The following is an 18961-nucleotide window of genomic DNA, read 5'->3' as shown; positions in this document are numbered from 1 at the left end:
CGGCTCTGGCGATCGTCCGGCGGCGTTGCAGGCCTTAGACCAGCAAACTCGCGCCGTTGGACGGCTGGCTGATATACAGCGTAGGTTGCAGACCGGTGAGACGCGGGTACTCCCGCTCAATCATCGCGCCGATGTCCTGCGTCATATCGACGGGAACCAACGCCACCACACAGCCTCCGAATCCGCCTCCCGTCATTCTCGCGCCTCCCCGATCGCCGACCTCATCCTGAATCAGCTTTGCCAACGCATCGACGGGCGGGACTGTGATTTCAAAGTCATCGCGCATAGAAAGGTGTGACTGCCTCATCAGCGTCGATAGTCTTGGCACATCGCCTGCGGTCAGCGCTTCGGCGGCGGACAGCGTACGGGCATTTTCCGTAATGACGTGACGCGCGCGGCGCGCGGCAATATCGTCCAGCCCGGCTTTTTCCTGCTCGAACTGTTCCAAAGAAACATCCCGCAGCGCGGCGACCCCAAAATGACGGGCCGCGGTTTCGCACTGCTGCCTGCGCAGGTTGTATTCGCTGTCCACCAGACCTCGATGGACGTTGGAATGGACGATCATGACGGCGATGTCGGCGGGCATTTTCACCAGAGAGTGATCCAGCGAGCGGCAGTCGATCAGCAGAGCATGACCTGCGCGGCCCAGCGCTGAGATGTACTGGTCCATAATGCCGCAGCTACAGCCGACGAAGTCGTTCTCTGCCTGCTGTCCGTTCAGCGCCAGCTCAAGCTGGCTGAGCGACAGCCCATTCAACGCTTTAAAGGTTTGACCGATGGCGACTTCCAGCGACGCGGAGGAGCTTAATCCCGCGCCGGTGGGAACGTTGCCGACGATGACCATATCCATCCCCGTCAGATTCACGCCGCGCAGCCGCAGGCATTTCACCGTACCGCGCACGTAATTGGCCCAGCCGAAGGTGGGATGCGGCACAATATCCTGCGTCAGATCGAACTCATCCCGCTGACGATCGTAATTAATGGCGACGACCCGGATGCGGCCATCATGACGCGGGCGGGCGGCGATCATGGTTTGATAGTCGATCGCGCAGGGCAGGACAAACCCCTCGTTATAGTCGGTGTGTTCGCCGATCAGATTGACGCGCCCAGGCGCCTGAATGAAGGCGGCCGGCGCGTAGCCGAAAGACTCTTGGAATACCGCGCCTGCGGTCATTTTCAAATGGGTGATACGAGTGGTCATCAGTCAGCCTCAGGCGTGTTCGCGAAAGTGAATGTCGCTGACCGCGCGCAGGCGTTCCGCCGCCTGCTCCGCTGTCAGATCGCGCTGGCTTTCCGCCAGCATTTCATAGCCCACCATGAATTTTCGGATACTGGCGGAGCGCAGCAGCGGCGGGTAGAAGTGAGCGTGCAACTGCCAGTGGTCGTGGCTTTCCGCCGTGAAGGGCGCGCCGTGCCAGCCCATTGAATAGGGAAATGAGCACTGGAACAGGTTGTCGTAGCGGCTGGTCAGTTTTTTCAGGGCGAGCGCCAGATCGTCGCGCTGTCGGTCGTTCAACTGCGGTAATCGCCGGACGGCGAATTTCGGCAGCAGCAGTGTTTCAAACGGCCACGACGCCCAGTATGGGACGACCGCCAGCCAGTATTCGGTTTCCACTACCGTTCGTTCTCCCGCCTGTTGTTCGCGCTGCATATAGTCGAGCAGCAGCGGGGTTCCGTACCGCGTCAGATAGTCGCGCTGCTGCTGGTCTTCAATCTTTGCCTCATTGGGCAGAAAATCATTGGCCCAGATCTGCCCGTGCGGATGCGGGTTGGAACATCCCATCATCGCGCCCTTATTTTCAAACACCTGCACCCAGGGATAGTGGGCACCCAGTTCTGCGGTCTGATCGCTCCAGGTATCAATCACGTCGCGCAGCGCGGGGAGGGAGAGCCGCGGGATCGTTTTGCTGTGATCAGGAGAGAAGCAGATCACCCGGCTCAGCCCACGGGCGTTGCTCATCTGAAAGAGCGGATCCTCGCTCGGCGAGACGTCCGGGGTGTCCGGTAGCAGCGCTGAAAAATCATTGGCGAAGACAAACGTGCCGTTGTAGTTGGGATTAATCTCTCCGGAAATACGACGATTGCCCGCACACAAATAACAGCTTGGATCGTGGGCGGGCGGCATCGTGAGATCGGGGCGATCCTGCTGCCCTTGCCAGGGCCGTTTGGCCCGATGCGGCGAGACCAGCACCCAGTCGCCCCTGAGCGGGTTGAAGCGTCTGTGTGGGTGTTCTGTGGGTTCAAACAACATCATGGACGACTCCTGTGTCATCACTGGGACCGATGCCCCGTGTTGCAAAGCGTTGATCCGCTTTTGGCTCGGGGAAAATTGATGAATTGTGTAATCAGTTACATTGCATTTTATATAGGAATGTGGCCTAAAGTTGGCATGTCATTGAATGATGAGCTGTTGTTTTCTTGATTTTTGTGTAACCGATTACCCTATTTAAACAGCGGCGGATCATTTTGTGAAGTGCCGATAGAGGCCAGGACCGTCACCACGATCGCGTAAACGCATCGCGTCTGCGTTAGGTGTTGTAGAAGGTCGCAGGCTCAGGGTGAAAGCGGTATATTGAGCGGCATGGCGAGCGCTGTGTGCCGCCCCGTAATAGGCAATGACGTCAATGTGCGTGCCGCTGCACGCCGTGACGTATACAGGAATGTGATATGGCTACCATAAAGGATGTTGCCCGTTTGGCGGGTGTCTCAGTTGCGACAGTGTCCCGTGTGATTAATGAATCGCCCAAGGCCAGCGTGGCCTCACGCGAGGCTGTGACTCAGGCGATGGCGGCGCTGCAGTATCATCCTAACGCCAATGCTCGCGCGCTGGCGCAGCAAAGCGCCGAGACGATGGGACTAGTGGTGGCGGATGTCTCCGACCCCTTTTTCGGCACTATGGTTAAAGCGGTGGAGCAGGTGGCTCAAAGCGCGAAAAAGTTCTTGCTGATCGGCAATGGTTATCATGATGCCGAACAGGAAAGACAGGCGATCGAACAGCTCATTCGCCATCGCTGTAGCGGTTTGGTGGTGCATGCGAAAATGATCGCCGACGATGAGCTCGGCATGCTGATGGACCATATTCCGCACATGGTGCTAATCAATCGGGTACTGAAAGGTTATGAACGACGTTGCATCGCGCTGGACGATCGTCAGGGCGCATTTTTATCCACACAGCATTTGATTCAGTCGGGCCATCGGCGCATTGGTTTTCTGTGTTCAAACCATCCTATTTCCGACTCAGCCGACCGTCTGCAAGGGTATAAAGAGGCGCTGGCTAAACATCAAATCGCCTACGATGAGCGGTTGGTGGCGAGTTCTACCCCGGACGAAGCGGGCGGCGAGATGGCGATGACGATCCTGTTGAGTCGCGGAGGCGATATGACCGCCGTGGCTTGTTACAACGATTCGATGGCGGCGGGCGCGCTGTCGGTGCTGGATGATAACGGCATCACGGTGCCGCAGGCGATGTCGCTGGTGGGATTCGACGATGTCCTGATCGCCCGTTATTTACGTCCTCGCCTCACCACGATCCACTATCCGGTTTCGGCGATGGCGGTACAGGCAGCGGAGCTGGCATTGGCGCTGTTCGAAGGTAGAGAACCCGCGGAGTCGACGCATCTGTTTCACCCCACGCTGGTGAGACGTCAATCGGTCGCAGGGCCGTCCGAGGCCCGCTGATGTCATCGGCTGTCCATGCGCGATAAAGGGAGGCGTCCTCTATCCCCGAGCGCTATACCGCGGCAGCCTCTTCATACCGATATGCGCTTCTGTGCGCTAAACGCCTTATTAGAGGTGTTGGTCCAGAAAGGCCCGGATGACCGGAATCATTTCCTGTCCATGCGTCTCCAGCGCAAAGTGGCCGGTATCGTAAAAACGGATGTCGGCAGTCGGAATATCGCGCTTCCAGGCCTCAGCGCCAGCAGGCAGAAAATAAGGGTCATTTTTGCCCCAGACGGCAAGCAGTGGGGGCTGCTTCTCGCGGAAGTAGGCTTGAAAACGCGGGTAACTCCGTACGTTAGACGCATAATCCAGCACCAGGTCGAGCTGAATATCGGCATTACCCGGGCGTGATATGTGCAGCCCCTCTAACGTATAGCCATCCGGCGATACGAGGTCAGTATTCGGCACGCCTTCCAGATACTGCCATTTGACGGCGGCAGGCGTCGGAAAATCGCTCAACGCTGCGCGGTTTTCCGGCGTCGGCGAGTCCCAATACCTTCTGATGGCGTCCCAGCCCTGAGCCAGACCTTCTTCGTACGCATTGCCATTCTGAGAAATAATCGCCGTAATCCGCTCCGGATGCGCCGCCGCCAGGCGCCAGCCGACCGGTGCGCCATAGTCATGCACCATGATCGCATAGCGCTCCAGCTTCAATTGCTCCGTGAATTGGCCGATCGTTTCCGCAATATTATCAAACTTATAGGCATACTCACCCCTCGCCGGTGCTTCGGTGAAGCCAAAGGACGGCAGGTCCGGCGCAATCACATGATATTTCTCCGCCAGCGCGGGGATGAGATCCCGGAACATATACGACGACGCGGCGAAGCCGTGCAGCAGGAGAACGCAGGGTGATGAGGGATTCCCCGCTTCTCGATAGAACATGTTGACCTGTCCCACCTGCTCATAGCGATAGTGGACCTGCGATGGTGCTTTCACGGTGCTGGTAGTATTCATCGCTTTTCCTTTGTAACCCTTAAAGTGGTAATTTGAAGGTTACTGATATCTCGTGTAACCTGTCAATTATTTTTTAAAGGTTACATTGATGACGACATCCTCTTCTTCGCAGCCCCACTTTCTCGCGAACCATCTGGTTCTGGACTTCATTAACAGCGCTTATGGCGTCGGTGAGGCGTTTCAGGACTGTCTGACCGATGATGCCAGCGTCGTCTCCTGGCTTAAGGCCGCCGGGCAACTTCCCGACGATTTTTCGGATATTCCGTCCGGCCTCGCTGAAAGGGCCAGAGCGTTAAGAGAGGCGGCAGGGCGGATGATTGCATCGGGCCGAGCCGGGGTGGCCTGTTGCCCGGATACGGTCAATCAGGTCTTGGATCAAGGACGGCCGACGAGACGTTTGGAGTGGGACGAACAGGCGTCAGCTTTCAAACTGATTGAGCGCCGCAGAGATGACCAGATTGATAGCTTGCTTGAACCGATAGCCTCAGCGCTGGCGGTGCTGCTGTCTGGAGAGTCGTTGAAGTATGTGCGCCGGTGCGAGGCTCACGACTGCACGCTGATGTTTCTGGACACCACAAAGTCGCATCGACGCCGCTGGTGCAGCATGGCGCTCTGCGGTAACCGAATGAAAGTGGCGGCGTTTCGCTCACGGAAACAAGATGTCAGATGAGCGGGTTTCGAGCCGTCACCTGAATCGCAGCCAGGTGACGGCATCAATAGAACATCAGCGCGGTGAAGGGGGATGTCGCCGAGCAGGCTAAACGAGTGAGGCCTCTGTATCGCCTTCCATACCTAGAGGCCGAACGGCAACGAAGCGTGAATCGTCGCCGTCGCTTCACTACGGCTCATACGCGTTCAGCGCGTTTGAATACCAGCTCGTCCGCTGACGATTCGGCGGCGGCGAAGCTATATCCCTCAAGGTCAAACCCTTTCAGCTGTTCCGGTTGCGTGAGCTGATTCTGGATAATGAAACGGCTCATCAGTCCACGGGCTTTTTTGGCATAGAAACTGATGACTTTGTATTTGCCGTTTTTCTCATCCAGAAAGACCGGCTTGATGATGCGCGCGTTTAGCGCCTTAGACTTCACCGACTTGAAGTATTCATCAGAAGCAAGGTTAATCAAGATGTCGTCACCCTGCGCTGCCAGCGCCTGATTCAGCGTGTGAGTGATGGTATCCCCCCAGAACTGGTACAGGTTATCTCCCGCCTGATTCTTGAGTTTGATCCCCATTTCCAGACGATAGGGCTGCATCAAGTCCAGCGGGCGCAGCACGCCGTACAGGCCTGAAAGAATACGCATGTGCTTCTGGGCGAATGAAAAATCACGATCGCTGAAATCCTCGGCCGCGAGGCCGGTATATACGTCGCCCTTAAATGCGAGCAGCGCCTGACGAGCGTTATCCGGCGTGAAGTGGGGCTGCCAGTCGTTGAAGCGCGCCGCGTTCAGCCCGGCGAGTTTGTCGCTGATGCCCATCAGCGAAGAGATCTCCGCAGGCGTCAGTTGTTTACAGCGTTCGATGAGCTGGGACGAGCGCTCCAGCAGTGCTGGCTGAGAGTGACGGTGAGTCGGGAGCGGGCTGGTGTAGTCCAGCGTTTTAGCCGGAGAGATCGTAATAAGCATGAGCGAGTTCCCTTTGATTTCGATGCGCAATTTTTATAGCACTAATGTAGCAAAAAACGGGCTAATACCGGGGAAGGAAAGGGCGATGGTTGCGACAGGGAAGGGTAATCGACGCGGTGGCCAGGAGATCTTTTTTCTCCTTCATATCCACATGAACAAAAATGTTATTGGCGGTGATTTTCGATTTTCTTATTGATTTTAAAAGTGAAAAACATAAAGAAAGCATGATGGCAGTGATTTGTCAGGCCATCTTGCGTGGGGTTTCGCGCATGCTATTATCAATTTCTGGCGACGGCACCCTGCCACCAGTTCATGTACTAACAATGAGAAAGGCCAACATGACGGATAAACTGACTTCCCTACGCCAATACACTACGGTAGTGGCTGATACCGGTGATATCGCGGCAATGAAACTGTACAAGCCGCAGGATGCCACGACTAACCCTTCTTTGATTCTGAATGCGGCCCAGATCCCGGAATATCGCAAACTGATTGATGACGCCGTGAACTGGGCGCGTCAGCAGAGCAACGATCCTGCTCAGCAGGTGACCGACGCCTCCGACAAACTGGCCGTGAATATCGGGCTGGAAATTTTGAAGCTGGTTCCCGGCCGTGTTTCCACCGAAGTGGATGCTCGCCTGTCCTATGACACCGACGCCAGCGTGGCGAAAGCGAAGCGCCTGATCAAACTCTACAACGATGCCGGGATCGACAATGATCGTATCCTGATCAAATTAGCCTCCACCTGGCAGGGCATCCGAGCAGCGGCGCAGCTGGAAAAGGAAGGCATCAACTGTAACCTGACTTTGCTGTTCTCCTTCGCTCAGGCCCGCGCCTGTGCGGAAGCGGGCGTGTATCTGATCTCCCCGTTCGTGGGCCGTATCCTTGACTGGCACAAAGCCAACGGCGAACAGCAGACGTTTGAACCACAGGAAGATCCGGGCGTTATCTCGGTGAGTGAAATTTACGATTACTACAAGTCTCACGGTTACGAGACGGTGGTCATGGGCGCAAGCTTCCGTAACAGCGGTGAAATTCTGGCGCTGGCGGGCTGCGACCGTCTGACTATCGCGCCGGCTCTGCTGAAAGAGCTGGCGGAAGCGAAAGGCAGCGTTGAACGCAAACTGTCTTACAGCGGCGATATCCAGGCGCGTCCTGCTCCGCTCATGGAGTCCGAGTTCTATTGGGAACACAACCAGGATCCGATGGCCGTCGATAAACTGGCGGAAGGGATCCGTAAGTTTGCCGTCGATCAGGGCAAACTGGAAAAAATGATTGCCGATCTGCTGTAAGGGCGGCAAAGACAGGAAGCATCGCCATACGGCCAGCCATCGCTGGCCGTTTATTTTTCAACGCGGTTACGGCTTTTCTTCGCAGCGTAGAGCTTGATATCGGCCCGATTGATCACTTGTTCCAGCGTCTCTTCGCCAGCCGCGTATTCCACTAAACCAATACTGACGGAAAGATGGCGTTTGGAGAGTTTGTCGTAGGTCATTTCGTGGATCGCAAGGCGGATGCGTTCCGAGACTCTGTAGGCGTTATCCAACGTCGTATTTGGTAATATCACGGCGAACTCGTCGCCTCCCAAACGTCCCAAGATGTCGCCTCTGCGGAAGTAGTGTCGGGTCACATCAGCAACATCCTTCAGCGTTTCATCCCCCGCGGCATGCCCCAGCGTATCATTAATTTTCTTGAAGTGATCGAGGTCGATCAGCAGGACGCACAGCGGTTGATGTTGCTGGGTGGCGTTGCGCATGACTTTGTTGGCGGCATGGTAAAAAGCATCTCTGCGCAGGCAACCGGTCAGATCGTCGAAGCGGGCGATGGCCGGTAGCTCAATCAGGTATTTTTTTATCAGCAGCGCCAGGAGGGTGCCAAGAAATGCGCCGAACAGGCTGATGCTCAGCAGCGCCACCAACGAACTGAGAGAGGAAAATACGGAACTGAAAATCGGCGGTCCACTCAACGTGGCGAACCGGATACGAATACCCACCAGGTCATCCGACGAAGACAGGAGAGGAAGCACGGACGTTAACTGATCTTTCTTATTCAGCTCCCCAACGGTAGGCAGCTTGCTCTGGCAGACGCGAGCGATCGACTTTTCGCTCATCGTGATATCGAATGACGACAGTCGGTGAATACACTCTTTAACGACATCGTTGCTGCGGAACGAGAGAATAATCACTCTTGAAAAGAGCGAATCGCCATTTTTATAGCTATGGTCGCTTTCTACGAGTGCATTACCATTATTGAATGATTCATAGATCTGAATGATATTATCGAAATAGCGTTTTTCTTCCTGCCAATTATTTCGCTGTGTGTTCAGCAGAATACAGGCAGTAATGACAAATGAGACTATACCAAACAGGACAAACGCGACCGGCGTATGCGACAAAATTTTTAATATATTGCGTTGAATTATATTCATTCAGACATCTTATTCGAATTAAATCATTCACCTAAAATATTTATGCAGGATAACCATAAGTAATACTGATGAAAAACAGGGTGACCAGAACCACGCACCAGCGCGGTATAGCAAAGGCACTATTTTGGCGATTTTATTCTCGGGTGTCAGCAGTTGACGATAATATATTATCGAATTCCTAAATTCGTTTTTATCCTGAGCGTTCACCCGCCTGCGCTTTCATTGTCGACAAAAATGAAAAGCAAAGAAGGCACAGCGGGATATTCTCTCGATTCGCCTCCAAATTTATTTCCGGAGGTGCTATTTACGTCGGCCTGATAAAATGGGCTTTCCGAGATAATTAGATAGGCACGAGGTCATTATGAACAGTCTGCGTATTGGATTAGTGTCGATTTCCGACAGAGCGTCCAGCGGCATTTATCAGGATAAGGGGATCCCTGCGTTGGAGACCTGGCTCTCACAAGCGCTGACGACGCCGTTCGAGATACAGTCGCGTCTGGTGCCCGATGAACAAGCGATGATCGAACAAACGCTGTGCGAGCTGGTGGATGAATTTGGCTGTCATCTGGTGCTGACTACCGGCGGTACCGGTCCGGCCCGACGTGACGTTACCCCTGATGCGACGCTGGCGGTCGCCGATCGTGAGATGCCGGGATTCGGCGAACAGATGCGTCAAATCAGCCTGCGATTTGTGCCGACGGCGATTTTGTCCCGTCAGGTGGGCGTGATTCGTAAACAGGCGTTGATTCTGAACTTGCCGGGCCAGCCCAAATCGATTCAAGAGACGCTAACCGGTCTGAAAGATGAGGCGGGGCAGGTGATCGTTCCCGGCATTTTCGCCAGCGTCCCCTACTGCATTCAGCTCCTGGAAGGGCCGTACGTTGAGACCGATCCCAACGTGGTTGCCGCTTTTCGTCCTAAAAGCGCGTTGCGCGAACTTCAAAACTGAAGTCGGCGTTCACGCGTCATAATATTTAGATTTGTCTGTCTGGCTGAAATTTGTCGGTATAGTCATGTTTTCGCAAGGATACTACAGCGCCCCGACTCAATGGCGCATAGCGCGGTCATTATGGATAACAAATCCCATCAGCAGTTGAATCGACAAGACTACAAAACCCTCTCTCTGGCGGCGCTGGGCGGCGCTCTGGAATTTTACGATTTCATCGTGTTCGTCTTCTTCGCGCCGGTGATCGGCCAACTTTTTTTCCCATCCGACAGCCCTGAGTGGCTGCGTCAGCTGCAAACGTTCGGCATTTTCGCCGCAGGCTATCTGGCCCGACCGTTGGGCGGAATCGTCATGGCTCACTTCGGCGATCTGGTAGGGCGTAAAAAAATGTTCAGCCTGAGCATTTTGATGATGGCGCTGCCGACGCTGGGCATGGGACTGCTCCCTACCTACGCGACCATCGGAATAGCCGCCCCGTTGTTGCTATTGCTACTGCGTTTACTGCAGGGGGCGGCCATTGGCGGGGAAGTGCCCGGCGCTTGGGTCTTCGTTGCCGAACATGTGCCGGCGAAGCGTCTCGGCATTGCCTGCGGCATTCTCACGTCGGGTCTGACGCTGGGCATTTTGGTGGGGTCGATGCTGGCTACGCTGTTGAACATGCTGCTGTCCCAGGATCAAATTCTCTCCGGCGGTTGGCGTATCCCTTTTTTCATCGGCGGTCTGTTCGGCTTTATCGCGATGTATCTGCGGCGTTGGCTGAAAGAAACCCCCGTGTTCGTCGATATGCAGGCGCGTAAAGCGCTGGCGAAAGAACTTCCGCTCAAATCGGTCATTCAGGCGCACAAAAAGTCGGTCGTGCTATCGATGATGTTGACCTGGCTGCTGTCGGCGGGGGTGGTGGTGGTCGTGCTGATGTCGCCCACCTATCTGCAGAAGGTTTACGGCATCGCCCCTGCGCTGACCTTGCAGGCAAACAGTCTGGCGACCGTCATGCTGATGTTGGGCTGTATCGTTGCAGGCGGTATTGCGGACCGGCTGGGGGTGGGCAAAACGTTTATCGGCGGCAGTTTGCTGCTGGCCGCCAGCAGCGGATTCTTTTATACCCACGCGGCGGACAGCACGACAACCCTGTTTGTGAGCTATGCGCTGGCCGGTTTTAGCGTCGGTGTGACGGGATTAGTGCCGTGCGTGATGGTGCGGGCTTTCCCGCCCGTCGTGCGATTTTCCGGTATTTCATTATCCTACAATATCGCCTACGCAATCTTTGGCGGACTCACGCCGGTTTTGGTGACATTTTTGATGACATTGACGCCGTTGGCGCCCGCGTATTACGTCTTGTTCTTGTCGTTAGGCGGCGTCCTGATGGGCGGCTATCTCATACGTTATCTGCTCGAAAAAGAGCAGGGTGATGTGTCCTCTGAAAGTGAAGCGTCCCCTTCCTCCTTCTCCGGGCGCGGGTAAAACGCCCCCTCTTGGCTTAACCCGCATCGTCGACGCCCATTGGTCCTATCTCTGACGGGGAATCCCTCCCCGTCGGCGACAACATCGCGGGCAAAAAGGGTTCATGCGGGGTATAAGAAGCCGGCTGAGCGCCTTTCTTCTGTACACAGAAAAAGCAAAATAGCAAAAGAATGGTTTTTTTTACCCAGTAGCCCTTGATGCTGGCATTGTCGTCCCCATCTATGAGTCATCAGAACAGTTTGACCGAACACGGCATAGTATGGCGAGGAGTTGAAAACTCATTTGCCGCCCACATAGTAGGTTGAACGATACAACCGAATATGACTTTTTAGTGGAGATGTTTAGATGGGTAAGATCATTGGTATCGACTTGGGTACAACCAACTCTTGTGTTGCGATTATGGATGGTACGAAGGTTAAGGTACTGGAAAACAGCGAGGGCGATCGCACCACGCCTTCCATCATTGCTTATACGCAAGACGGTGAAACTCTGGTTGGCCAACCGGCTAAACGTCAGGCGGTGACCAACCCGAAAAACACGCTGTTTGCTATCAAGCGTCTGATTGGTCGTCGTTTCCAGGACGAAGAAGTTCAGCGTGACGCCAACATCATGCCGTACAAAATCATCGGTGCTGACAACGGCGATGCTTGGCTGGAAGTGAAAGACCAGAAACTGGCTCCGCCGCAGATTTCCGCCGAAGTTCTGAAGAAGATGAAGAAAACGGCTGAAGATTACCTGGGCGAAGCCGTCACTGAAGCGGTTATCACCGTACCGGCATACTTCAATGATGCTCAGCGTCAGGCCACCAAAGACGCCGGCCGTATCGCGGGTCTGGAAGTCAAACGTATCATCAACGAACCGACCGCGGCTGCCCTGGCCTACGGCCTGGATAAAGAAGTCGGCAACCGTACTATCGCGGTTTACGACCTGGGTGGTGGTACGTTCGATATCTCCATCATCGAAATCGATGAAGTGGAAGGCGAAAAAACCTTCGAAGTATTGGCAACCAATGGTGATACCCACCTGGGTGGTGAAGACTTCGACAGCCGTCTGATCAACTACCTGGTTGACGAGTTCAAGAAAGAGCAGAACTTCGATCTGCGTAACGATCCGCTGGCAATGCAGCGTCTGAAAGAAGCGGCAGAAAAAGCGAAAATCGAACTGTCTTCCGCGCAGCAGACCGACGTTAACCTGCCGTACATCACGGCTGACGCTTCTGGCCCGAAACACCTGAACATCAAAGTGACTCGCGCCAAACTGGAATCTCTGGTTGAAGAACTGGTCACCCGCTCTCTGGAGCCGCTGAAAGTCGCGCTGCAGGATGCGAAACTGTCCGTATCCGACATCAACGATGTCATCCTGGTCGGTGGTCAGACGCGTATGCCAATGGTTCAGAAGAAAGTCGCTGACTTCTTCGGCAAAGAGCCGCGTAAAGACGTTAACCCGGACGAAGCCGTGGCTATCGGTGCTGCCGTACAGGGCGGCGTACTGTCTGGCGATGTCAAAGACGTACTGCTGCTGGACGTTACCCCGCTGTCTCTGGGTATCGAAACCATGGGCGGCGTGATGACGGCGCTGATTGCCAAGAACACCACGATCCCGACCAAACACAGCCAGGTATTCTCCACCGCGGAAGACAATCAGTCCGCAGTGACGATCCACGTGCTGCAGGGCGAGCGTAAACGCGCTCAGGACAACAAATCTTTGGGGCAGTTTAACCTGGACGGCATTCAGCCGGCTCAGCGTGGCATGCCGCAGATCGAAGTCACCTTCGACATTGATGCCGACGGTATCCTGCACGTGTCTGCGAAAGATAAGAACAGCGGTCGCGAACAGAACATCACCATCAAGGCGTCTTCCGGTCTGAACGAAGACGAAATCCAGAAGATGGTGCGTGAAGCCGAAGCGAATGCTGAATCTGACCGTAAGTTCGAAGAGCTGGTTCAGACTCGTAACCAGGGCGACCACCTGCTGCACAGCACGCGTAAGCAGCTGGAAGAACTGGGCGACAAACTGGCCGCTGACGACAAAACGGCGATCGAAGACGCGCTGAAAGCGCTGGAAGCGTCTCTGAAGTCTGAAGATAAAGCGGACATCGAAGCGAAAATCCAGGCGCTGGCTGAAGCATCGACCAAACTGCTGGAAGCTTCTCAGCAGCAGCAGGCTCAGCCGGAAGCGGGCGCCGCTGGCGGCGAAAGCGCTGACCGTAAAGACGACGATGTCGTTGATGCGGAATTCGAAGAAGTCAAAGACAAAAAATAATCGCCCTTGAGCGGGCGCGGCAGCGGTAAGTTATCGTTGTCGGCAAGGCAATCAGCACGGGCGTCGGGGAAACTCTGCGCCCGTGCACGCATGTTGAGGGCAGATAACAAGCATGGCTAAGCAAGACTACTACGAAACGTTAGGCGTTGCGAAAAGCGCGGATGAACGTGAAATCAAGAAGGCGTACAAGCGCCTGGCGATGAAGTTTCACCCGGACCGTAACCCCGGTGACAGCAGTGCTGAAGCCAAATTTAAAGAAGTCAAAGAAGCCTACGAAGTGCTGAGCGATTCGCAGAAACGTGCTGCATATGACCAGTACGGTCATGCTGCGTTCGAACAAGGCGGCATGGGTGGTGGCGGCGGCGGCGGTTTCGGCGGCGGCGCAGACTTCAGCGATATCTTTGGCGACGTTTTCGGCGACATTTTTGGCGGTGGACGCCGTCAACGCGCGAGCCGTGGCTCAGACCTGCGTTACAACATGGATCTGACTCTGGAAGAGGCCGTGCGTGGCGTCACCAAAGAGATCCGTATTCCGACGCTGGAAGAGTGTGATGTTTGTCATGGCAACGGCTCCCGTCCGGGCAGCTCGCCGGCGACCTGTCCAACCTGCCATGGTAACGGTCAGGTGCAGATGCGTCAGGGCTTCTTCACCGTGCAGCAGGCGTGTCCGCACTGTCATGGCCGCGGCAAAATCATCAAAGATCCGTGCGTGAAATGTCACGGTCACGGTCGTATGGAAAAAAGCAAAACGCTGTCGGTTAAAATTCCGGCTGGCGTGGATACGGGCGACCGCATTCGTCTTTCCGGTGAAGGTGAAGCCGGTGAGATGGGCGCGCCGGCAGGCGATCTGTACGTACAGGTTCAGGTGAAACAGCACCCGATCTTCCAGCGTGAAGAAAACAACCTGTACTGCGAAGTGCCGATCAACTTCGCGATGGCGGCGTTGGGTGGCGAAATCGAAGTGCCGACCCTGGATGGCCGCGTGAAGCTTAAAGTCCCGGCGGAAACGCAGACCGGCAAGCTGTTCAGAATGCGCGGCAGGGGCGTGAAGTCCGTTCGCGGCGGCGCACAGGGCGACCTGTTGTGTCGCGTGGTGGTAGAAACGCCGGTCAGCCTGAACGAGCGTCAGAAAGAGCTGCTGCAAGAACTGGAACAGAGCTTTGGCGGACCTTCCGGTGAGCGCAACAGCCCGCGTTCGAAAAGCTTCTTCGATGGCGTGAAGAAATTCTTTGACGACTTGACCCGTTAAGATCAGATCATTCGACGTGTCGATCCCCATCAACGGCCCGCTTTGCGGGCCGTTTTTTATGGTGCGTGGATGCCTCATTTTCCCTGTCTTGCTGACAATCTTGCGTAAGCCGGTTTTCCCGGCCAATACGGCGCGCTGTTACAAAAACGTCATATCGCGACGATATGCTTAGGCCCCTCATTGATTGTTCAAACAGGGGCTTGGCATGCAACGATTTTTCCACGATTTCTGTGTGTTTCTGTGTTTGGCGGCGGCGTCCGGCACGGCGTATTCCGCGAGTGCGCCCCAGGTGATTGCACATCGGGGTGGGACCGGCGATGCGCCGGAAAATACGGTGATAGCGGTTGATACCGCGCTGAAGAATGGCGCGGATGCGGTTTGGATCACGTTGCAGGAGGCGAAAGATGGCGTGATTGTGCTGTATAGACCGACGGATCTTAAGGCGTTGACCGATAAACAAGGGCCGATTTCTGCGTACACCAGTGCTGAATTGGCGAACGTAGATGCGGGATGGGCTTTCGGTGATGCCACGCATCATCCCTTCCGTGGCAAAGGCATCGGCATTCCCCGACTGGATGCGGTCTTGCGGATGTTTCCTCAGGTGACGTTCTATCTGGATATCAAATCGCCCGATACCGATCCGGTCCGCTTCGGTCAGGCGCTGCTGAAAACGCTGCAGGACACTGGAAGCCTGGCGCGTACGCGTGTTTACTCCACGGATGCGCGCTATCTCGACGCGTTGCCGCCGCCGATTTCTCGCTTCGAAAGCCGTGACCGTACCAGAACCTTATTGGCGAATGTCTCCATGGCGCATCAATGTGATCCGCTTCCGGCTTCGCAGACGATGCATTGGTATGGATTGGAGTTACGTCGCGAGGTTGAGGTCGTTGAGCGCTTCACATTGGGGGAAGGGCGTTCCAAATCCTTACTGACCTGGGATAAAGAAGCGATGGACTGCTTTCGGTCTGCCGGAACGGCGCAGGTTATTCTGTTTGGCGTTAATACGCCAGCCGATTACGCGCGTGCGCGGGAGTTGGGGGCGGATGGCGTGCTGGTGGATTCTCCGCGCGACGCGCGGGCTTTTCGTCAGGGTAACGCGAAATAGCGTTGTCGAACGTCATGAGGCGCCGTGGTTGGTGCGTAGGTGACACGCGTTTGCCGTCCCTATAACGCTCATCATTTTGCTGTGATTCGTTTTTACCGAAGGTTATCTGGTTTTTGTTGAATGCTGCGGCATTTTCAACGAGAGTGATGGCTTCTGATCCCGCCTTCCTGACTACACAAGAAGGCGGTGTGCTGATGCCGTTTTGAGAGAGAGTCCTGATGATAAGGCTATTGCGCCGGTTTGCCCGGCTGGATGCAGCGGCGGGAATAACGCTGATTGTTGCTACGCTGCTGGCGTTGCTGATGGCGAATATTCCGCTGACGGCGATGGGATATGACAAGGTACTGACAACGCCGTTCCACGTGGCGTGGGGAGAAATACGCATTCATGCCTCGCTGCTGCATGTGATTAACGATGGCCTGATGACGCTGTTTTTCCTGATGGTGGGGCTTGAGGTCAAACGCGAGCTGATGGTCGGCGCATTGGCCAGCCGGCGTCAGGCGCTGTTACCCGTTGCGGCAGCGCTGGGAGGAATGGTGGTCCCTGCGCTGATCTATCTGGCGATCAACGCCGCAGATGCGCACACTCGGGTGGGGTGGGCAATCCCGACCGCGACGGACATCGCCTTCGCCGTGGGTATTCTGGTGCTGCTGGGTAAGCGGGTGCCGCTGGGACTGAAAGTTTTCCTGTTGGCGCTAGCGATCATTGACGATCTCGGGGCGATTCTGGTGATCGCGCTGTTTTATACGCAGCAACTGCATGGATGGGCTCTGCTGGGGGCGGCGCTGTCGGCGTTGATCCTGGCGTATTTGAATTGGCGACAGGTGATGAACACGCCCGCTTATTTATTGGTAGGCGTCGTTGTATGGTTCTGCGTGCTGCTGTCGGGCGTGCATGCCACGCTGGCGGGGGTGGTGGTGGGATTCCTCATCCCGCTGCGCGCGCCAGCTGGACAACCATCGCCTGCGAAAGCGCTGGAACACCGGTTAAGCGGCTGGGTCGCCTTTCTGATTATTCCGCTCTTTGCCTTCGCCAATGCGGGTATCGCGCTACAGGGGGTAGACGCAACGCAGATGCTCTCGCCGCTCACGGTGGGCATCGCCGCCGGTCTGCTGATAGGAAAACCGCTGGGTATTATGTTGTTCAGCGGGGCAGTGACCGCGCTGGGGCTTGCGGCATTACCGGCAGGCGTGAACTTTCGTCAGCTTAGTGCGGTATCGGTGCTGTGCGGTATAGGCTTCACGATGTCTATTTTCATCACGTTGCTCTCTTTCGGCGGTGAAGCGGATGCGGCGACGGTGCTGTATGCCAAGCTCGCGATCCTGGTGACCTCGTTGGCGGCTGGGGTGTTGGGTTTTATCGCTTTGCGTATGGCCTTGCCTGCAGTGTCTTGTCACACGACATTACCCAGAGAAGAGTAACCTGCGCAGTCATCAGACGATGGGGCGACGATCGTGTGGGCATGTGACAGCCTCTACGCGATCAAGACCACACTCAGTCAGGTAAGATCATCGTTTGCTGTTTCAGGATCTGCAGACATAAAAAAACCGGCCTAGGCCGGTTTTTTCTAGCAATGCTCGCAAAAAGCGATTATTGCAAAGCGTTGATCTGAGCGATCAGGTTTGACTTATGACGTGCAGCCTTGTTCTTGTGAATCAGGCCTTTGCTAGCCTGACGATCCACGATCGGTTGCATTTCATTAAACGCTTTCAGTGCTGCTTCTTTATCGCCAGTGGCGATCGCCGCGTATACTTTCTTGATGAAAGTGCGCATCATGGAGCGACGGCTTGCGTTATGCTTGCGACGCTTTTCAGACTGTACGGCGCGTTTCTTAGCTGATTTGATATTAGCCAAGGTCCAACTCCCAAATATATTCTATCGAGGACAATTCAAAGGCCGAGGAATATGCCCGGTTAGCCTTCTTTTGTCAATGGATTTGTGCAAATAAGCGCCGTTTGTACGTCAGCGCTTGTTACGTTGTGATGGCGCAGGATTTTAACAGCTTCACGTCGGGGAATACAGCCTTTCACACCATAAATCGGTATTAAAACGCGCAACCCGTGTTAACCGACTGATCTTGGCAATCCCATGCCTTACTGAGCGCGAGATACTACCTCATGGGAGGCAATTCTGCTCATTTTAAGCTGCCTTCCTGTGCTGAAATCAGCAGGGCTGGCGACAAAAGGCACGCATCCCGGGTTAACCTTACTCGCTGTACAAGGTATAATCCGCCGATTTCCACTGTTTTGAGCCAGTTATGCAGCTAATACGCGGTATACACAATCTTCAGGCACACCATCATGGCTGTGTGCTTACTATTGGTAACTTTGACGGTGTCCACCGCGGGCATCATGTGCTGCTCGAACGCCTGAAACAGGAAGGGCAGAAGCGCGGACTGCCGGTGATGGTGATGATTTTTGAACCCCAACCGCAGGAACTGTTCGGCGGCGACAACGCGCCTGCCCGACTGACCCGGTTGCGCGACAAGGTCAAATACCTGTCGCAGGCGGGGGTGGATTACCTCTTGTGCGTGAAGTTCGACGCGGCTTTCGCCGCCCACAACGCCCATACCTTTATTTCCGATCTGCTGGTCAACAAGCTGGGGGTGAAATTCCTGGTGGTGGGGGATGACTTCCGCTTCGGCGCTGGTCGCAAAGGGGATTTCCTGTTATTACAGAAAGCGGGCGTTGAGCTGGACTTTGAGGTCATTAGCACCGATTCGTTCTGCAACGGTGGAAAACGAGTGAGCAGTACCGCGGTGCGGGAAGCGCTCAGCCAGGACGATTTGGCGCAGGCCGAAGCGTTACTGGGGCATCCGTTCAGTATCTCGGGACGCGTGGTACACGGTAATGCGCTGGGCCGCACGATCGGTTTCCCTACGGCGAACGTGCCGTTAAAACGCAAGGTCTCGCCGGTCAGCGGCGTGTACGCCGTCAGCGTTTACGGATTGGGCGATGAGCCTATTCCCGGCGTGGCTAACATCGGAACGCGCCCGACGGTCACCGGCGACAAACGTCAGCAGTTGGAAGTGCATTTGCTTGACGTCACGCTGGATCTGTATGGCCGCCATATAGAAGTGGTCATGCGCAAAAAACTACGTAATGAACAGCGATTTGCTTCGCTTGATGCGCTGAAGCAGCAGATTGCTAATGATGAGGTGGCGGCCCGTGAATTCTTTGGGCTAAAGGCACCGGTTTAATTTTTCTAGCCGAAA

16 protein-coding genes are annotated in these 18961 nt (G+C 55.3%); 10 read left to right on the top strand and 6 right to left on the bottom strand.

Annotated features, from left to right (window positions below; genetic code table 11):
- Window positions 1-34 precede the first annotated feature (34 nt).
- Together galK and CKQ53_RS02825 are read right to left on the bottom strand one after the other, a co-directional pair.
- Window positions 35-1201, bottom strand: a complete 1167-nt coding sequence (gene galK, locus CKQ53_RS02830) for a galactokinase (protein WP_094118077.1) — start codon at window positions 1199-1201, stop codon at window positions 35-37.
- Window positions 1202-1210: 9 nt separating this feature from the next.
- A complete protein-coding gene (locus CKQ53_RS02825; RefSeq protein WP_094118078.1) occupies window positions 1211-2254 on the bottom strand; it encodes a UDP-glucose--hexose-1-phosphate uridylyltransferase in 1044 nt (347 codons plus the stop codon).
- A 413-nt stretch (window positions 2255-2667) separates the two neighbouring features.
- On the opposite strand from CKQ53_RS02825, the gene galR reads away from it, so the two are divergent.
- Entirely contained in the window at window positions 2668-3678 is a 1011-nt protein-coding gene (galR, locus tag CKQ53_RS02820; RefSeq protein ID WP_094118079.1) for an HTH-type transcriptional regulator GalR, read from the top strand.
- A gap of 108 nt (window positions 3679-3786) precedes the next feature.
- Here the strand turns inward: galR and CKQ53_RS02815 are convergent, their stop codons facing one another.
- Window positions 3787-4674, bottom strand: coding sequence for an alpha/beta fold hydrolase (locus tag CKQ53_RS02815; protein WP_118894625.1), 888 nt, complete (start codon window positions 4672-4674; stop codon window positions 3787-3789).
- Between the two features lie 88 nt (window positions 4675-4762).
- Between CKQ53_RS02815 and CKQ53_RS02810 the strand changes: the two genes are divergently transcribed.
- Window positions 4763-5344, top strand: a complete 582-nt coding sequence (locus CKQ53_RS02810) for a CGNR zinc finger domain-containing protein (protein WP_094118080.1) — start codon at window positions 4763-4765, stop codon at window positions 5342-5344.
- A gap of 175 nt (window positions 5345-5519) precedes the next feature.
- Here the strand turns inward: CKQ53_RS02810 and yaaA are convergent, their stop codons facing one another.
- Entirely contained in the window at window positions 5520-6296 is a 777-nt protein-coding gene (gene yaaA / locus CKQ53_RS02805) for a peroxide stress protein YaaA (RefSeq protein WP_085651785.1), read from the bottom strand.
- Window positions 6297-6634: 338 nt separating this feature from the next.
- On the opposite strand from yaaA, the gene tal reads away from it, so the two are divergent.
- Window positions 6635-7588: a transaldolase gene (gene tal / locus CKQ53_RS02800; protein ID WP_094118115.1), complete on the top strand. Its 954-nt coding sequence runs from the start codon at window positions 6635-6637 to the stop codon at window positions 7586-7588.
- A gap of 50 nt (window positions 7589-7638) precedes the next feature.
- Here tal and CKQ53_RS02795 read toward each other — a convergent pair whose 3' ends face one another.
- Window positions 7639-8724, bottom strand: a complete 1086-nt coding sequence (locus CKQ53_RS02795; RefSeq protein WP_099045372.1) for a GGDEF domain-containing protein — start codon at window positions 8722-8724, stop codon at window positions 7639-7641.
- Window positions 8725-9085: 361 nt separating this feature from the next.
- On the opposite strand from CKQ53_RS02795, the gene mog reads away from it, so the two are divergent.
- From mog to nhaA, 6 genes are all read left to right on the top strand, one after another.
- The gene (gene mog / locus CKQ53_RS02790; RefSeq protein ID WP_085651786.1) at window positions 9086-9673 is read left to right on the top strand and encodes a molybdopterin adenylyltransferase; all 588 of its coding nucleotides are present in this window, start codon (window positions 9086-9088) and stop codon (window positions 9671-9673) included.
- Between the two features lie 120 nt (window positions 9674-9793).
- On the top strand, window positions 9794-11131 hold the full coding sequence (locus CKQ53_RS02785) for an MFS transporter (protein ID WP_118895280.1): 1338 nt from the start codon (window positions 9794-9796) through the stop codon (window positions 11129-11131).
- 345 nt (window positions 11132-11476) lie between these two features.
- Window positions 11477-13393, top strand: a complete 1917-nt coding sequence (gene dnaK, locus CKQ53_RS02780; protein WP_094118081.1) for a molecular chaperone DnaK — start codon at window positions 11477-11479, stop codon at window positions 13391-13393.
- 112 nt (window positions 13394-13505) lie between these two features.
- Window positions 13506-14642 carry a molecular chaperone DnaJ gene (gene dnaJ, locus CKQ53_RS02775; protein ID WP_026739057.1) on the top strand — a complete coding sequence of 379 codons (1137 nt, stop codon included), beginning with the start codon at window positions 13506-13508 and terminating at the stop codon, window positions 14640-14642.
- Between the two features lie 205 nt (window positions 14643-14847).
- On the top strand, window positions 14848-15747 hold the full coding sequence (locus tag CKQ53_RS02770) for a glycerophosphodiester phosphodiesterase family protein (RefSeq protein ID WP_094118082.1): 900 nt from the start codon (window positions 14848-14850) through the stop codon (window positions 15745-15747).
- Window positions 15748-15965: 218 nt separating this feature from the next.
- Window positions 15966-17168 (top strand): Na+/H+ antiporter NhaA, encoded by a 1203-nt coding sequence (nhaA, locus tag CKQ53_RS02765; RefSeq protein ID WP_118894623.1) that lies wholly within the window; start codon window positions 15966-15968, stop codon window positions 17166-17168.
- A gap of 169 nt (window positions 17169-17337) precedes the next feature.
- Here nhaA and rpsT read toward each other — a convergent pair whose 3' ends face one another.
- Entirely contained in the window at window positions 17338-17601 is a 264-nt protein-coding gene (gene rpsT, locus CKQ53_RS02760) for a 30S ribosomal protein S20 (RefSeq protein WP_026739060.1), read from the bottom strand.
- A 403-nt stretch (window positions 17602-18004) separates the two neighbouring features.
- Between rpsT and ribF the strand changes: the two genes are divergently transcribed.
- Window positions 18005-18946, top strand: coding sequence for a bifunctional riboflavin kinase/FAD synthetase (gene ribF / locus CKQ53_RS02750; protein WP_118894621.1), 942 nt, complete (start codon window positions 18005-18007; stop codon window positions 18944-18946).
- Window positions 18947-18961: the final 15 nt, after the last annotated feature.

The sequence above is a fragment of the Lonsdalea britannica genome (genome assembly GCF_003515985.1).
GTDB lineage: Bacteria > Pseudomonadota > Gammaproteobacteria > Enterobacterales > Enterobacteriaceae > Lonsdalea > Lonsdalea britannica.
This window is presented reverse-complemented; position numbering and strand designations above follow the sequence as displayed.

Bases quoted from the DNA above. Each gene is read 5' to 3' on its own strand.
- galK (WP_094118077.1), bottom strand. From the start codon at position 1,201: ATGACCACTCGTATCACCCATTTGAAAATGACCGCAGGCGCGGTATTC.
- dnaK (WP_094118081.1), top strand. From the start codon at position 11,477: ATGGGTAAGATCATTGGTATCGACTTGGGTACAACCAACTCTTGTGTT.
- galR (WP_094118079.1), top strand. From the start codon at position 2,668: ATGGCTACCATAAAGGATGTTGCCCGTTTGGCGGGTGTCTCAGTTGCG.
- CKQ53_RS02770 (WP_094118082.1), top strand. From the start codon at position 14,848: ATGCAACGATTTTTCCACGATTTCTGTGTGTTTCTGTGTTTGGCGGCG.
- CKQ53_RS02825 (WP_094118078.1), bottom strand. From the start codon at position 2,254: ATGATGTTGTTTGAACCCACAGAACACCCACACAGACGCTTCAACCCG.
- ribF (WP_118894621.1), top strand. From the start codon at position 18,005: ATGCAGCTAATACGCGGTATACACAATCTTCAGGCACACCATCATGGC.
- CKQ53_RS02795 (WP_099045372.1), bottom strand. From the start codon at position 8,724: ATGAATATAATTCAACGCAATATATTAAAAATTTTGTCGCATACGCCG.
- yaaA (WP_085651785.1), bottom strand. From the start codon at position 6,296: ATGCTTATTACGATCTCTCCGGCTAAAACGCTGGACTACACCAGCCCG.
- CKQ53_RS02785 (WP_118895280.1), top strand. From the start codon at position 9,794: ATGGATAACAAATCCCATCAGCAGTTGAATCGACAAGACTACAAAACC.
- dnaJ (WP_026739057.1), top strand. From the start codon at position 13,506: ATGGCTAAGCAAGACTACTACGAAACGTTAGGCGTTGCGAAAAGCGCG.
- nhaA (WP_118894623.1), top strand. From the start codon at position 15,966: ATGATAAGGCTATTGCGCCGGTTTGCCCGGCTGGATGCAGCGGCGGGA.
- CKQ53_RS02815 (WP_118894625.1), bottom strand. From the start codon at position 4,674: ATGAATACTACCAGCACCGTGAAAGCACCATCGCAGGTCCACTATCGC.
- tal (WP_094118115.1), top strand. From the start codon at position 6,635: ATGACGGATAAACTGACTTCCCTACGCCAATACACTACGGTAGTGGCT.
- CKQ53_RS02810 (WP_094118080.1), top strand. From the start codon at position 4,763: ATGACGACATCCTCTTCTTCGCAGCCCCACTTTCTCGCGAACCATCTG.
- mog (WP_085651786.1), top strand. From the start codon at position 9,086: ATGAACAGTCTGCGTATTGGATTAGTGTCGATTTCCGACAGAGCGTCC.